This is a genomic window from Flavobacterium cupreum (assembly GCF_003996965.1).
GTDB lineage: Bacteria > Bacteroidota > Bacteroidia > Flavobacteriales > Flavobacteriaceae > Flavobacterium > Flavobacterium cupreum.
The window spans coordinates 36,873-52,848 of record NZ_QWDM01000009.1; the positions used below are offsets into that span (position 1 = coordinate 36,873).

A 15,976-nucleotide genomic window follows, 5' to 3' on the forward strand; every position below is an offset into this window, starting at 1 on the left:
TGATAATTGGGGAGGGAATTTAAGCCTGGGTGCAAGTCTTATCTTTTAGATACCATATCTTACAAGAAAATACACAATATGCTTTTAACCAGTCAAATGTATCATTTTATCAATAGGTCTTACTACATTGTTTATAAGTTTATTCTTAAATCGTAAAATAAAACAGATAAGTAGATATTAATGTGGAATACAAAAAGCCCCTTACTAAAAAAATAAGGGGCTTTGCCTGCTTTTGTTTTTATACTATTTTAACGCCAGCCCAATTCCGGGGCAACATGTTTTAATATAGACGATAGTACATGTATATTGTATTCAACGCCTAATGTATTGGGTATGGTCAGCAAGAGTGTATCGGCTTCCTGAATCGCTTCATCCTGAGCCAGCTCAGCAATGAGTTTATCCGGCTCAGCAGCATAACTCTTTCCGAAAATGGCGCGTTTATCACTTTCAATATTACCAAAACTATCGGAGCCTTTGCCCTGATCGCCAAAGTAATACCGGTCCTGATCGTTGACCAGTGCAAAAATAGAACGGCTTACGGAAACCCGTGGTTCGCGCTGGTGTCCTGCTTTTTTCCAGGCTTCCTTGTATAACCGGATCTGTTCGGCCTGCTGGATATGGAAAGGTTTGCCATTTTCGTCATACTTCAGGGTCGAACTTTGCAGGTTCATTCCGTTTTCGGCCGCCCAGACAGCCGTAGCATTAGAAGCAGCGCCCCACCAGATCCTTTCCCTTAATCCTTCGGAATAGGGTTCCAGACGCAATAAGCCCGGCGGATTAGGAAACATAGGAAACGGATTCGGCTCTGCAAATCCCTCGCCATCCAGCCTTTTCAAAAATTCCAGGGCTTTTTTTCGTCCCATATCAGCATCGGTTTCACCCTCTGCAGGCTCATAACCAAAAGAGCGCCAGCCGTCCACGACCTGTTCCGGCGATCCTCTGCTGATTCCTAATTGTAAACGTCCTTCCGATATTAAGTCCGCAGCACCGGCATCTTCTACCATATATAGCGGATTCTCGTACCGCATGTCAATTACTCCGGTGCCAATTTCTATTTTACTCGTCTTAGCGCCGATGGCCGAAAGTAAAGGAAAAGGCGATGCCAGCTGCCGTGCAAAATGATGTACCCTGAAATACGCCCCATCCAGACCAATTTCCTCTGCAGCAACGGCCAGATCGATAGACTGAAGCAGTGTATCGCTTGCCGTACGGGCTTTATACGAAGGATGATCGGCCCAGTGTCCAAAAGATAAAAATCCTATATTCTTCATAGATCCTAATGTTATTATTTACAATTCCAAATATACGCATCATTATTGAGTGTGTTTACAACATTTGTTTAGAAAGTGTATTGGCCTACTAATCAAATTGATTGCTGGTGCCTGGAATTCCTGACCTTATCATAATATTTTTCGGAAGAAGAAAACCGATATAAAAGACAACAGTTCCAAGAGAATTATGTGCATTAAGAATACAGACGGGAAAGGTACTTTTAATGCTCCCAAAATAAAACGACGCCGGCAGGCCGATTAGGTTCTACCACTGCTTCAGATATTGATAATGACGGAAGTAAGAATATCAATTCTTCCCTAAAGTCGCCAATCTTTGTCGAATTACGAGTGTGATATCTCCCTTCGGTCGAAATGACACAAAACCGTGACCATATGCTATTTGCAGTACTCCTTCATTTTTTTATAGCCATAAACATCTTCAAATCCCAGTTTTTCAGCTTCTTTGAGATCAGAACATCCTTTTTCGATCTCGTTTAATTTAAATTCAGCCATTGCCCTGTTATAATACGATTCCCCATTTTTAGAATCGGATTGAACCGCTTTGCTTAAATCTTCAACAGCTCCCTTATAATCTTTCAGACTGAATTTTGCTGTAGCCCTGTTGTGATACGCATTTTTAAAATCTGGTTTTATTTTAATAATCCGGGTAAAATCTTCTACCGCCTCCGCCCATTCTAAAGCGTAAATTCTGTTGACTCCCCGCATGTTAAGCGCGTAAACATTATCAGGATCCATTTCGAGGTTTTTGCTAAAATCACTTATAGCTCCCTTATAGTCTTTCAGGTTCATTACGATAATTCCTCTTTCATAATACAGTTGCGCATTGTCGGGTTCCAGTTCGATACTTTTGTTATAATCCGTCAGGGCTCCCGTATAGTCTTTTAACCCAAATTTTAACGTGGCCCTGTTTTGATATGCTTTTTTATTGACAGGATCCAGTTCAATCGTTTTGTTATAATCTTCCAGAGCACCGCTGTAATCTTTAAAAATAACTTTTAAAGATCCCCTGTCACTGTAAGCTTCTGTTTTCGCGGGATTCAGTTTAATGGCTTTATCAAGATTCCATAAAGCCCCCTTAAAGTCCTTGAGGTAATACTTTGCAGATCCTATACTGTAGAACACTTCACTGTTGTCCGGATCTAATTTTAAAATTCTGTCATAATCTTCCAGTGCCCCTTCGTAGTCATTCAACTCAAATTTTATATCAGCCCGGTCCCTGTAAGCCGAAACGGTACCTGGTTCCAATTCAAGCACCTTACTAAAATCTTCGATTGCCTCTTTATCCTCTTTTAAAAAATGCTTTGTTATTCCTCTGTTGTGAACGGTTTGCGCATTATTAGGATCCATTTCAAGAGCTTTGTTAAAATCTTTAAGCGCTCCTTTGTAGTCTTCTGTATAATACCTGGCAATTCCCCTGTTATGGAGTGCTGCTGCAGAATTGGAATCTCCTGCAACAGCTTTATTTAAATCTTCAAGAGCACCTTTGTAGTCCCGCGCCAGAATTTTAGAAAATCCCCTGTCTGCATAAAATTTTGCTTTATTATTCTTTGGTTCCGGAGCATTTTTGAGGTCTTCTATCGCTATTCCGTCACTGCCCAAACAATTATTGCCCTGCCCTTTGCTGTAATACAACTGATATTGTTCTGTGAGCAGTTCTGTAACTTTGTTCAAATCTTCGATTCCGCCTTTACAATCCTGCAGATCCAGTTTTGCCATTCCACGGATGCGATAGGCTTCGGTGTCTTTGGCATTCGCTTCAATAACTTTACTTAAATCTAAAATGGCTTCCTTGTAATTTTTCAGGAAAAAGTGGGCAGATCCGCGCTTAAAATAAGTTTTCGGCTGTGCAGGATACAACTCTATAACTTTGCTGAAATCAGCAGTGGCTTCCTGAAATGCTTTTAACTTTAGTTTTAGCTCGCCTCTTTCCAGAAAAGCTTCCCCATAAGCAGGGTTCAGTTCAATGGCTTTGCTAAAATCTTCCACGGCTTCACTGTCCTGTTTCAATTCAAGCCTGGACAATCCTCTGCCGTAAAAAGCCTGACTATTTGAGGGCTCAAGGGCTATTGCTTTGGTAAAATCTGCTATAGCTCCTGCGTTATCGTTTAAGTTGTATTTGGCAGTCGCCCTGTTGAAATACGCCTGGCCTGAATCATTATCCAATTCAATAGCTTTGTCTAAGTCTTTTACGGCACCAGTGTAATCCTTCACAAAAGATCTGGAAATTCCTCTTGCAAAATAAGCTTCTTCAGCATCCGGATTCAGGGCAATAGCGCTGTTATAGGCTTCAATAGAACCGCTGTAGTCCTTCAGAAGAAACTTTGCCAGTCCTTTTTTATACGGAATACGGTATTCTTTGGGCTGTATTTCACCAGCCTTTTCAAAATCGTTAACAGCACCGTTATAATCTTCTGTGAGGTATTTAAGATCACCCCTGTTAAAATAGGCATAGTCGTGTTTCGGATTCAGTTCGATTGTTTTGCTGAAATCATCGATTGCATCTTTGTAGTTCTTCAACCGGATTCTCAGCACTCCTCTTTTGTAATAGGCGATGCTGTTGGACGAGTCTGCCACAATAGCAAGTGTGTAATCCAGAAATGCACCTTTATAATCCTTCAGGCTGTCTTTCAGTTTTCCGCTTTCAAAGTACTTTTTGGCAAGCATTGCGGTATAATTTTCAGGAGTTCCTTTTTGGTTTTTCACCGGACTAACTGATTTTCCCTTACTGTCCTTTTTCACAACCGGATTATTTTTTGCCGCTTTGGAACCGTTGCCTTCGGTATAACAGGCAATAAAAGCGGCATTAACCCTTTTCGTAATCGGGTCATCCGTACTGCCGGAAAAATCTGTATCTGCACCTTCACGAAAATAACCTGTAAGAAAGATTTTTCCAGTACCGCCTATCGTCAGTGCTCCGTGAATATCATTTTTCAATCCTCCGAGATTTTTGGCGTACAAGTAATTTCCTTTGTCATCGTATTTGGCTATAAAAAGATCTTTTTCTCCTTTACTGGACAGGCTCGCTGTTCCTGCACCCGGATCAAAATCTGCCATAGTGTTAAAAGTTCCTGAGATATAAATATTTCCTTTGGGATCAATAGCAAGGTCTTCCCCTTTGTCCAATAAACTGCCTCCGATATTCTTTGCGAAAATAAAATTTCCTTTTGGATCGTATTTTGCCAAAAACACATCTGCTGATCCGTTACTGGTCAATTGGGACTTCGGGTCAATCGAATCAAAGGCAACCGTATTAAAAAAATCACCGGTAATGTAACAATTTCCTGCAGGATCAACAGCAATGGCAGCACTATGATCAAAGGTATTGCTTCCCATATTTTTTGCAAAAACATAGTTTCCGGCACTATCGTATTTGGCCAGAAATATATCGGCAAATCCCACGCTTTTGAGTTTGGCTACGCCTGTTCCGGGATCAAAATCGCCAGTATCCCTGAATGATCCCGTAAGATAAACACTATCGTTATTGTCAACAGCAATACCCGAAGGACTGCAGGAAGCGCCTTCAGAAAGGATTACAGAAGAAAGAAAAGCCCCATTTGTATCATATTTAGCCAAAAATCCGTCACCGGGTCCTACGCTGGAAAGATTAAATACACTGCTTCCCGGATCAAAATCGGCTGTATATTCAAAGTTCCCTGTTAGATATATATTACCACTATTGTCGAATGCAAGGGAATTCCCGCTGTCGTTCCCCACTCCCCCAATATTCTTAGCGAAAACATAATTCCCGTTTTTATCATATTTCGCAAAGAAAATATCTTGTTCTGCAAAATTTTTATAGGTGGTCAGATTAGATATCCCTTCGCCCGGATCAAAATCAACAGTCCCTGCAAACCGGCCTGTCACGTACAAATTGCCCAGTTTATCCACTACAATAGCCGTACCGGCATCTGCGCCCCGCCCGCCCATCTTTCGGGCATAGGTATAATTTCCATTGCTGTCGTATTTCGCAATAAATATATCGTCCTGTCCGGCGCTGACCAGATTGGCAACACCAGATCCGGGATCAAAATCAGCAGTACCAAAAAAAGTACCGGTCAAATAAACGTTACCGGCGCCGTCAGTCTTTATACTGCTGGCAGTAAATCCTCCGTCTGAAGGTTGTCCCTGAGATTCGATGATTTTTCCCCATTGCAGTGAAAGGTTATTTTGTGCCTTCGCCGTGGAAGTGACGATTAAGAATAGTAATACTAAGACACGTATTTTTAAACGAAATGAAGTTCCTGAACTCATAAATAATCGGTAGTATTTAATTGGGTAACGCAACGGCTAACTTACAATTTTATTGAAAAGGAAAAGCAACTATTTTTCCTGTGAAGTCAAAACTACCAATACCAAATACTTATCAAAACAACAACTGCATTTTTCATTTAAATAAAAAAACAACGAATTAAGACTTTATATTTTACAAACATTCAATTATAAAATTCGGCCAAACATCGGAACTCCCATTGCAAAATTTATAACAGAATGATTTTCAAATTCCAGAACAAAAAATCCCCTTTCGTAATGAAAGGGGATTTTTATATGCCTTTTTGCACTAATCCGGTTATGTTCGCAAAAGAGTAAACCTCTTATTGTTTAGCTTTTCTTTCTTTTGAAGCTTTAGCTTTAGTACCCAGTTTAGTCGTATCTTCCTTGCTTTATGATGAAATATCATAAGCGGCACCATCTTTCGCACTTGGTCCGGGGCCGGTTCCTGTACCCGCAGTACTGGGTCCCGGGGCGGCAGGTGTTCCCGCTGCCGAAGTGCTTCCTGCACCCGTAACGCCTTCAGCTTCAGTTCCGGTGGCACCGGTTGAATTGGTACCGGCGGTATTGGCTCCCTTATTTACGTTGGTGGTATCTGTTGAAACTGTGTCTTCAGGAGTTTGTCTGGTATCAATTTCATCACTATAACCGTCTTTATTGTTTTTGCAGGAAAGTAAAAAGCCTGTTATTAGTACCAACAGGACAATTTTTAATTTGAATATCGTTTTCATAATAGTATCTTTTTGTTCGCTACTTCAAATTTAAAATTATGAACTGCTAAAATTTTATATAATTTCCGTTATATTTTACAAACCTTTTACTACAAATCTCATAACGGGTTATCTTTTAATCACTCAATAGCTAAAAAATCACGCAGGCTATTTTTCTTTCGTGAGCTGAAGTAATTTTATATAAGTGTCGAAAGTATCAATGTCTGTGGGATCATTCCCGGTCACCACCTCCATGACGTGCTCTTTGTGGCTGGCAATAACTTTTTTAGCACCTTCATCGTTGGCTAAAACCAGAAGCTCCGGAAAAAATTTTCGCGGAAATAAAACCGGCACTCCTCTATATTCCTCGTTTCTGGTCAGAATAATGGATTCCTTTTGCCTGAAATGAAGCTGCATAATTTTGTCCAGATGTATACTTTCAATAAAAGGCTGATCTGCCAGAAGAAACAGTACTGCTTCGATATCAGTATATTTTTCGTTTAGCTCTTTTGTTGCAAATGCTACAGAACTGCCCAGTCCCTGTTGCCAGTTTTCATTAATAAGCACCGTGATGCCTGACAAATCAACTTTTTCCCTAATTTGGTCGTTGTGTGCCCCAAGTACTAAAAAAAGTTTAGAGGCACCGGTTGAAAGAATACTTTTTATGGCATGGCCCAGTAAAGTCGAATCGTTCCAGGGCAATAGTTGTTTGGGCTGTCCCATTCTTTTGGAACTTCCGGCGGCTAACAGCACTATAGCAATTTGATTCATCGGGATTTGTTAATTTAAGAGTGGATCGTCCCTTTTTTGTACTTTAGGGACACAGGATCCTGACTGCGTGTTACTGAGAGTATTTCGGCAACTATACTAACGGCTATTTCCTGAGGAGTTTCGGCACCAATATTAATACCTGCCGGACCATAAACGACATCCAGCAAACTCTCGTTATAAGAATCGGTATATTCCAGAAACTCATTCAGCAATTGGTTTCTTCTCTTAACAGGCCCAAGAAGTCCCAGATAAGCGGGTTGCGTGTTTTTTAAGGCAAGAAGGAACATTAGGTCTGTGACATAGCTGTGCGTCATTAAAATAACGGCTGTTTGGGAATCAACAGGCAGCGAGCCGATTTCTTCGGGCAGTAAATGCCTGATTCTTGCTGCTCCCGGAAAATTGGCTTTTGTCCTGAAATCGTTAACCGGTGCAACCACCGTCACCTCCCAGCCGGTCAACGATGCCAAATTGCACAGCTGAACAGCATCATGCTCAGAACCTATAATCAGTAACTGAAAACGAGGCTTCAGTAATTGTGTAAAAGAAGAAAAAGTTTTAGTTATCGAAGCTTTGGAAAAACTAAAATCCATTGTTTTAAAATGAAAAACCGAACCCAGACCCGGCTGTGGCCCTGCTGTTTTGGTATAAAAAGATTCTATTTCTAAAGACTGTCTGTGCTCTAAAGCCGCTTCTAAAGCATCCCAAAGCGCAGTATCAGGTGAAAAAGGTTCGAGAAGTATATAAATGACGCCTTCACATCCCAGACGGTACCTTCCGTCGTAAATCATGATCTTTGCCAGATCCTCTAATAATACAGATTGGGACTCTTTAAGGATTTCTTTTTCGACACAACCACCGCTTACGGCTCCGGCCATAGTATCATTTTCAAATAGCAGCATGCGCACGCCGGGACGTCTGTACGAAGAGCCTTCAATAGCCACCACGGTTGCCATGACGCTTTTAATGCCTTTGGATTGATGTAACAGGTAGGCTTCTTTTAGCTTTAATAATTCGTGCATCATATCTTTAACTAGTGTCTGAAATCAATTTTCCTTCCGCACAATAAACGGAATTGAAATTTTGTATTTTTAATTTATAACTAAACGGCTCCGAGATTAAAAGGCAAAGTCCTGATTCGCTTTCCTGTCAAATCGAAAATAGCATTGGTGAGAGCAGGTGCAAAAGGCGGAAGTGCTGGTTCGCCTACCCCGCCGGCATCTTCTTCGTTGTCTATTATAAATACTTCGATGGGCGGAATTTCGTTGATACGCGGTAACGGATAATCATAAAAATTATGCTGTTCCACTACATTGTCTTTAAAGGTGATCTGGTGTGTTGTTGCGGCGCCCAGTCCCATTATTATGGATCCTTCGACCTGAGCTTCAATAATATCGGGGTTTACATACCAGCCACAGTCCATAACAGCCCAGACTTTATCAATTCTGACACCACCGTTCGGATTTTTGGAGACTTTGACCACCTGGCCAACCGTGGAGTTGAAACATTCTGTTATGGCAACACCATATCCTTCATTTTTTGCGCGGTTTTTCCAGCCGGACACCTCTTCCATTTTATCGATTACTTTTTGGCAGCGTTCTTCCTGCAGATGATCGCGACGGAAATCTAACGGATCTTTACCCGCTTCGTGTGCCATTTCATCAATAAAACTTTCATAGGCAAATCCGTTGGTAGAAGCATAAACCGATCGCCAGAAACTTGTGGGAATTGAGGTTTCAAAAAGTACATCGGCAATACTAAGGTTTTTAATACTGTTATAATACGGTTTTAAAAATCCTTCACTGGTACTTCCGTTGGCTTTCGTTTTTGATCCTCCGCGCCAGTGGTCGTTATTTTGCCCGGCCATTCTGAATTTCAGGGCTTCAATTTTTCCGTCTGCAATTGTTCCTTCACAGCGGTATGAGATTCCGGGACGAAACGGGCCTAAAGTAGCATCATCTTCCCTGGTCCAGATGACCTGAACGGGACCACCAATTTCTTTTGAAATGAAAACAGCCTCGTGCGGATAATCCATCATCGCTTTTCGTCCGAAACCACCGCCCAGAAAAGTCATGTTTACGATTACTTTATCTTTAGCGATGCCAAATTGTTTGCTTACGTAATCCTGAATCCATCCCGGGGCTTGTATCGGGCCCCAAATTTCGACAGAATCGCCTTTATGATGGGCAATACAGTTAACAGGTTCCATAGCCACATGCGACTGATAAGGCGTCTGATACACCACATCTACTTTTTTGGCTGTTCCCGATAGTATTTCATTCGGATTGCCTTGTGTTTTAAAAAGCATTCCTTCCTGGGTGCGCAATACATGCTGCTGGGTTTCAAATATTTCCGGGGTACTCCAGTGTTTAAAACCGCTGGTATCCCATTCTATTTTTAGTTCTTTTCGTCCCTGAAGTGCGGCCCAGGTCGAATCGGCTACGACGGCAATACCTTCACGCATGTATTCGTAATACCCCATTTTTACTTTAAAAACGCGCTTTACCCCCGGCACTTTTAAAGCACCGCTGGCATCAAAGCTTTTTACTTTTCCTAAAAAGCGGGGATCGCGTTCTACGGAAGCAAACAACATTCCGGGAATTCTTTTATCGAGTCCGAAAATTAATGCGCCGTTTGTTTTAAGCGGTGTATCAATTCGTTTCAGCGGTTTTCGAATGAGTTTATATTCGGATATTTTTTTTAGTTTTGGTTCTTTGGGAGCCGGAAGTTTTGAGGCAGCGGCGGCAAGTTCTCCATAATGTAATGTTTTTCCGGAGGGTTTATGAATGACATGTCCCGATGCGGCATAACAATCTGTTATTGGAACATTCCACTTTGCGGCCGCAGCTGCTATCAGCATTTCTCTGGCGGTGGCACTTAATTTCAGTAGATTTTTATAAGAAGAGCGGATTGTAGAGCTTCCTCCGGTTATCTGTCCGCCATATTTTTTTTCGTTTCCAATGGCAAAAATGACATTGATGTCCTTCATATCTACTTCCAGTTCTTCGGCCACAATTTGAGGTACCGACTGATAAGAGCCCTGTCCCATTTCCGCCCTGTGGTTCACGATGGTTACTTTCCCAGAGGGATTGATAATAATCCACGGGCATAATTCGATTTCTGATTCGCTCAGTTCTGAAGGCCTTACAAGCGTAGGCACTCCGTCTGCAGGGAAATAAAAACCAAGACAAAGTGCAGCACCTCCCAAACCGGTTAGTTTTAGAAAATTTCTTCTTGTAGTATCTATGTTGTTATTTTTAGTCATGAGCTGGGTATTAAAAGATAAGAAAAACTATTTTGCAGGAGCATAAGCACCGGTTTGCAGCCAGGTAATCCAGGCTTTTTTAAACTGGGCATGCGTTAAAGGCGGAACGGTCCTGCCCTTTCCCGGATTCCAGCCTGCTTTTACCAATCCGTCATCGGCATGGGCAATGAGTTTCTGCAGGTCTTTATGTCCGTTAAGCTCGGGATTTATCAGTTGTCTGGCCAGTTCATGAGCTGTTTTTCCTTCAAATACCATTTTCATATCGGCCGGCGGCAGATGCCATTCCGGATTTCCGGGTGGTGTGTGAAGTCCCGGACTGTTGGCGGGCTGATGGCAATTCGCACATTTCATGGCATAAATGCCTTTTCCGTCTTTTCCGCGTTTGGGCTGCATGGAGTGAAGCACACTAGTATCGCCCTGAAGCGGAATATCGCCTTTGGGGTGGCAATTAACGCAACGCGGACTCATGAGTACTTTGTAGACCTGTTTAAAAGCGGCAACAGAAGCTACACTGTCTTTTTTTACAGGGGTGAAAGTCAAATATTCTTTCTCAGCTGCCCGGTGCAGCGAAACGGTAAATGCCAGTCCAATAGTGGAGACTAGTAGTATGGCTGTTACTATAATTTTAGTTCTTGTCGACATAAGCTTTGTTTTCTTTTTCCGGATCAGATTTTACTTTTCTCCTGCAGTTGTGAAGCGAGTTGTATGGCTTTGCGAATTCGCGGATAGGTTCCGCACCTGCAAATATTGCCTGCCATGGCATCGTCTATGTCCTGGTCTGTAGGGTGTGGGTTTTCGCGAAGAAGCACAGCTGCCGACATGATTTGTCCGGAATGACAATATCCGCACTGTGGGACATCAATTTCCTGCCAGGCTTTTTGGGCCGGATGGTCATTATTTTGAGATAGTCCTTCTATCGTAACTATATTTTTGCCTTCGGCACGGCTCATTTTTGTGACGCATGAACGAACAGCCTCTCCGTCAAGATGTACCACGCAGGCACCACACTGGGCAACACCACAGCCAAATTTAGTTCCGGTAAGTCCTAATGTATCCCTTATGGCCCATAACAAAGGCATTTCTGGGCTTACATCCAGTTTTTCCGTTTTGCCGTTTACAGTTAATTGTATCATAGTAAAGTGAAATTTTAAAGTTGACAATTATTTCTGGCGTAATTACTTTTAAGATGTAATTTACAAAAAAAATCATAATACACTGAAAATTAAATACATCTATTCTATATTTAACAAATGCACTATTCTTATTGTATTCTATTCAAATACTTTTACTCCTCCATTTTCCTGAACAACATTTTCATTGATTCAGGATCAATGGCATTCATGTCAACCAGCTTCAATGACTTCACCATTTTAAGAGTGGTCGTTTTATATTTTTGAAAATGAGGCGTTTTTAAATGTAATTGATAGGAATCCTTATCCTGATACATCTCTATTATCCTTATTTGGGTGGAATCGTTTTTTTGAGACATCGGAAATATCGCCAGCACTCCCGGTTCTAACTTTACGGAAGCCGAAGATTCTTCTTTTAGGATTGCTTTATACTGCGACACATACTCGGGATAAATTTCGATTTCTGACAGGCGAACCATGATCTCTTTTTTTTGCCCCAGAATAGTGCCGGAACTAAAGAGCATAGTGGCCAGCAGGAACATACCTGCCATACGGAAGGATGGTCTTTGCATTTGAAGTTTTACTATAGCTTTCATCTGGTATTTTATACGTGTTGTTATTTGCTTATACTTTAAAAATATAAAGCAATTTGATACAAGTTAGTATTTTTTTTACTTTGAAAGCAGCCGTAATGCTGATTATTTATCATCATTTCAAAAAAAGAATGGCTAAAAATCAGAGGATAAGGACAGACTGCACATGATCAGGAAAATGTTGTCTGAAAATTCATAACGATTTTTGCGTATTTTGTCACTATTACAGTATGATTTATATTATTTTTTTATAACAGTGAAAAAAATAAAAGAATTTATATTTGGAGTATTAGTATTTATCATTTTAACTTCTACTTTTGTGCGGTAATTTAAAAAAACAAATATGAAAGATTTAGTAGCGAAAATTAACGCTGAAATTGAAGTTTTTAAAACAGAATCTGAATCATTATCAGAAAAAGGAGTTAAAGCTGCAGGAGCCAGAGCTCGTAAATCATCTTTAGAAATTGAAAAACTTTTAAAAGAGTTTAGAAAAGTTTCTATCGAAGAATCTAAAAAGTAATCCACTTTACTTGAGTCCTTCAGATTTTCTGAAGGACTTTTTTATTTATATCCCACTATTTAATGCGGCGGCTGTGACTCCGGGTCCGCTACTGGTAGCCTTATAGCTTTTATCCCTGTTAACTATCTTATTATGCAAAAAAAATTACACTTTAAAATCATAACTTTTATTACAGTATTGCTGACGTCTTCTTCTGCTGCAGCGCAATGCTTTCAGGGAATCAGTGCCGGATACAATCACAGCATTGCTTTAAAGGCAGATCACACGATCTGGGCTTGGGGAAGCAATACTTCGGGCAATTTAGGCGATCAGACCAAAATCGAGAAAAGGTTGCCTGTACAAGTGGGCACTGCCACGGACTGGAGCAGCATTACTTCCGGGTGGTACAATACACTTGCCATAAAAACAGACGGCACACTTTGGGCCTGGGGTGAAAATTACCTGGGTCAGTTAGGAGACGGAACAAATATTTCTAAAAATACCCCAACCCAGGTTACAACCGCCGCTAACTGGTCTAAAGTTAGTACCTATTACAGATTTACACTCGCATTAAAAACAGACGGAACGCTTTGGGCCTGGGGACATAATTATGAAGGACAGCTGGGAAATGGATCCCGTGATGATGAAAAGGTACCTACCCGTGTAGGTTCTGCTAATGACTGGCTTAAAATTAGTGCCGGTTATGAGTCTTCTTTTGCCATAAAAACAGATGGGACACTCTGGGCCTGGGGAAATAATTCGTATGGGCAATTGGGGGATAAAACCAATACATTCAAAAAAATACCAACAAAAATAGGCCTTGATACCGACTGGAATGTGGTTGAAGCGGGCAACTATCATACCCTTGCCATAAAAACAGACGGAGCATTATGGGCCTGGGGTTTTAATACAAATGGACAATTAGGTAACGGAAGCACTAGCCAGGGGACCAACAGGCCTGTGCAAATAGGTACTGCGAAGGACTGGAGCAAACTTAGTGCGGGCTGGTCACACAGCCTTGGTATAAAAGCCGACGGTACACTCTGGGCCTGGGGGCGAAATGCCAATGGTCAGTTAGGCGACGGAACAAACAGCGACAAAAGTAGTCCGGTGCAAATCGGTACCGCAAGTGACTGGACAGAAATTAATGCCGGCAGTTATTATAGTACCGCCAGAAAAGCAGACGGAACATTGTGGGCCTGGGGTCTTAATACAAATGGACAACTGGGTGACGGTACGGCTGTCAGTAAAAATGTTCCTACAGCGGTTGATTGCCCTCCTACACTATCAATTCCGACGTACCCTGGTAAAATCGACAGCACTATTACCTTATACCCAAACCCTGCTTCTAATGTGGTAACAATTGACTCTGCTTATTCGATTTTACAAATTACAGTATCTGACGCTAATGGCAAATTAATTAAAACAGAATCAGAAAACGGTACGAAGGTCACTCTTAAAGTCGAAGAACTTCCTGCAGGGGTTTATTTCTTAAAAATCAGCACGGAATTTGGTTCCGGTACACAGAAAATCATTAAAGAATAATTTTATCATAATCTGTAAAAATAAAATTGCCGGTTTCTTAGAAGTATCGCAAAAACAGTAATGATTCATTCTTTTTAAAACAATGAATCATTATTTGTATCTAGTCATTTTATTAGCTCTTTAGCCTTTGCTGCTCTTACTGCCTCTCAGAGCATACTCTTTCTTATTCTGCTTAACGAAGACTGTGTAATTCCCAAATAGGAAGCAATATAGGAAAGCGGAATTCTGTTGGCCTGAGACGGATAAGTAGTTAAAAATTTCTGGTACCGTTCCCTCGCACCCTCTGTCATCATCGGACTGATTCTGTTGACTTTATCTGCTAATGCTTTCGATGTAATCTTGGCGATAATTTTGTCCCATTCAATTATGGTCGCCGACAATTCTTTCATGGCACTTTTAGAGAATACCAGATATTTACAATCGGTCACTGCCTGAACATACTCGGTTGACGGGATTTCCTGATTGTAACTATTTATGTCAGCCAGAAAATTATTTTCATCCACAAAATATTTGGTTACTTCATCTCCCTTGTGATTGTAATAACAGATTCGCATAATGCCCTCTGTCAGGAAAATAACTTCATTCGGTATCTTACCTGCTTCATGATAATAGGCTTCTTTTTTGGTTTCCCTGAAAACAACTTTGCTTTTAATTAGTTCGATTTGCTGTTTGTTCAGGTTCCCATAGTGCAATAAATAGTTAATTAAGGTTTCCATAAGTATTACTTCATTTGACTCATCACTAATTTATCAAATAATTGATCTGATAAGAGTTTTCTAATAAATAAAAAAACTTTTGCGTTGCTTGCAATATAACGTGTTTTTGGGGATTTTGATTCAATTCCCTTTGCAATTAACTTTGCTATTTCTACAGCCTCAATGGCTTTATCTTTTTGGGCGGCATACGATTTTATGACTGCATTCGCTAAATCTTTATAGGCAGTTTTTCCGGAAACGCGCATTAAATCAGCACTTCCGCTTTCTATCATTTCAGATTTTGTACTTCCCGGTTCAATAACGATTACATCAATGCCAAACTGTTTTACTTCGTTACGCAGGCAGTCACTTAGTCCCTCGATGGCAAACTTACTGGCATGGTACCAGCTGCCCATGGGCAGTCCGACTTTCCCTCCTATGGAAGAAATATTTACAATTTTTCCAAATTTATTTTTTCGCATTTCAGGCAATACCAATTGTATCAGACGGGAAGCGCCAAACAGGTTTATTTCCAGCTGATTTTTTGCTTCTGCCATTGATACATCTTCTAAGGCACCATAAGATCCCAGGCCGGCACTATTGATTAAAATGTCAATTCGGCCCTCCTGATTCAGAATTGTAGTGACACATGCCACCATACTATTCTCCTCGCTGACATCCAAAGCAATTGGCTGCACACCGTACGCTTTTAAATCATGCATTTTTTCTACCCTGCGTGCTGCACCATATACTTTATACCCTTTTTGTGCTAAGTAAATTGCTGTCGCCCTGCCTATTCCTGCCGAAGCTCCTGTTACCAAAACTGTCTTTATCATTTTCTGATACTTTAAAATTAATAATGTAAAAGTATCAGAAGAAAAAACGATTGCATTTGCCATTTGTCAAATGCAATCGTTTTTATTTTTAGTAATGCGTATTCTCCATAGGACGTATTTATGTAAAAATCAATCCTTTTAGTCATTCAATTTATGTTTCAGATCTTGCTGTTCGTAATGATTTATGATACAATCTCAGGGTGATGCGGATAACGTCTAAAATGCTATTTACATTCAATACGCTGTAAATTTTATTTTTAAATCATAAGTCTATTCTTACTATTATGTAAAGGGACGCAAAATATTAAACACATAAAACACTATAAGTCAATAAACTAAAGACAATAGCTGCTTTTTTGAATACGGTGTAAATC

At 40.7% G+C, this 15,976-nt stretch carries 13 protein-coding genes; 2 read left to right on the top strand and 11 right to left on the bottom strand.

The genetic code is table 11. The features are described 5' to 3' along the window. Positions 1 to 248 precede the first annotated feature (248 nt). From D0817_RS14885 to D0817_RS14925, 9 genes are all read right to left on the bottom strand, one after another. Positions 249 to 1,271 (bottom strand): LLM class flavin-dependent oxidoreductase, encoded by a 1,023-nt coding sequence (locus D0817_RS14885; RefSeq protein WP_127339176.1) that lies wholly within the window; start codon positions 1,269 to 1,271, stop codon positions 249 to 251. Between the two features lie 396 nt (positions 1,272 to 1,667). After that, the gene (locus D0817_RS14890; RefSeq protein ID WP_127339177.1) at positions 1,668 to 5,543 is read right to left on the bottom strand and encodes a tetratricopeptide repeat protein; all 3,876 of its coding nucleotides are present in this window, start codon (positions 5,541 to 5,543) and stop codon (positions 1,668 to 1,670) included. Positions 5,544 to 5,953: 410 nt separating this feature from the next. Continuing rightward, positions 5,954 to 6,292: a RodZ family helix-turn-helix domain-containing protein gene (locus tag D0817_RS14895; protein ID WP_127339178.1), complete on the bottom strand. Its 339-nt coding sequence runs from the start codon at positions 6,290 to 6,292 to the stop codon at positions 5,954 to 5,956. A gap of 147 nt (positions 6,293 to 6,439) precedes the next feature. After that, positions 6,440 to 7,042 carry a nucleotidyltransferase family protein gene (locus tag D0817_RS14900; RefSeq protein ID WP_127339179.1) on the bottom strand — a complete coding sequence of 201 codons (603 nt, stop codon included), beginning with the start codon at positions 7,040 to 7,042 and terminating at the stop codon, positions 6,440 to 6,442. A 14-nt stretch (positions 7,043 to 7,056) separates the two neighbouring features. Continuing rightward, positions 7,057 to 8,064: an XdhC family protein gene (locus D0817_RS14905; RefSeq protein ID WP_127339180.1), complete on the bottom strand. Its 1,008-nt coding sequence runs from the start codon at positions 8,062 to 8,064 to the stop codon at positions 7,057 to 7,059. A gap of 77 nt (positions 8,065 to 8,141) precedes the next feature. Beyond that, the gene (locus D0817_RS14910) at positions 8,142 to 10,304 is read right to left on the bottom strand and encodes a molybdopterin cofactor-binding domain-containing protein (RefSeq protein ID WP_127339181.1); all 2,163 of its coding nucleotides are present in this window, start codon (positions 10,302 to 10,304) and stop codon (positions 8,142 to 8,144) included. 27 nt (positions 10,305 to 10,331) lie between these two features. Next, entirely contained in the window at positions 10,332 to 10,946 is a 615-nt protein-coding gene (locus tag D0817_RS14915; RefSeq protein ID WP_127339182.1) for a hypothetical protein, read from the bottom strand. A gap of 23 nt (positions 10,947 to 10,969) precedes the next feature. Next, positions 10,970 to 11,437, bottom strand: a complete 468-nt coding sequence (locus D0817_RS14920; protein WP_127339183.1) for a (2Fe-2S)-binding protein — start codon at positions 11,435 to 11,437, stop codon at positions 10,970 to 10,972. Between the two features lie 152 nt (positions 11,438 to 11,589). Further along, positions 11,590 to 12,030: a putative quinol monooxygenase gene (locus D0817_RS14925; protein WP_238160883.1), complete on the bottom strand. Its 441-nt coding sequence runs from the start codon at positions 12,028 to 12,030 to the stop codon at positions 11,590 to 11,592. 340 nt (positions 12,031 to 12,370) lie between these two features. On the opposite strand from D0817_RS14925, the gene D0817_RS14930 reads away from it, so the two are divergent. Both D0817_RS14930 and D0817_RS14935 read left to right on the top strand, forming a co-directional pair. Beyond that, positions 12,371 to 12,547: a BF3379 family histone-like protein gene (locus D0817_RS14930; RefSeq protein ID WP_127339184.1), complete on the top strand. Its 177-nt coding sequence runs from the start codon at positions 12,371 to 12,373 to the stop codon at positions 12,545 to 12,547. Between the two features lie 132 nt (positions 12,548 to 12,679). After that, complete coding sequence (locus D0817_RS14935; RefSeq protein ID WP_127339185.1) at positions 12,680 to 14,071, top strand: T9SS type A sorting domain-containing protein; 1,392 nt, start codon at positions 12,680 to 12,682, stop codon at positions 14,069 to 14,071. A gap of 146 nt (positions 14,072 to 14,217) precedes the next feature. Here the strand turns inward: D0817_RS14935 and D0817_RS14940 are convergent, their stop codons facing one another. Beyond that, entirely contained in the window at positions 14,218 to 14,787 is a 570-nt protein-coding gene (locus D0817_RS14940) for a Crp/Fnr family transcriptional regulator (RefSeq protein WP_127339186.1), read from the bottom strand. A gap of 5 nt (positions 14,788 to 14,792) precedes the next feature. Continuing rightward, on the bottom strand, positions 14,793 to 15,602 hold the full coding sequence (locus D0817_RS14945; RefSeq protein WP_127339187.1) for an oxidoreductase: 810 nt from the start codon (positions 15,600 to 15,602) through the stop codon (positions 14,793 to 14,795). Between the last annotated feature and the right edge of the window lie 374 nt (positions 15,603 to 15,976).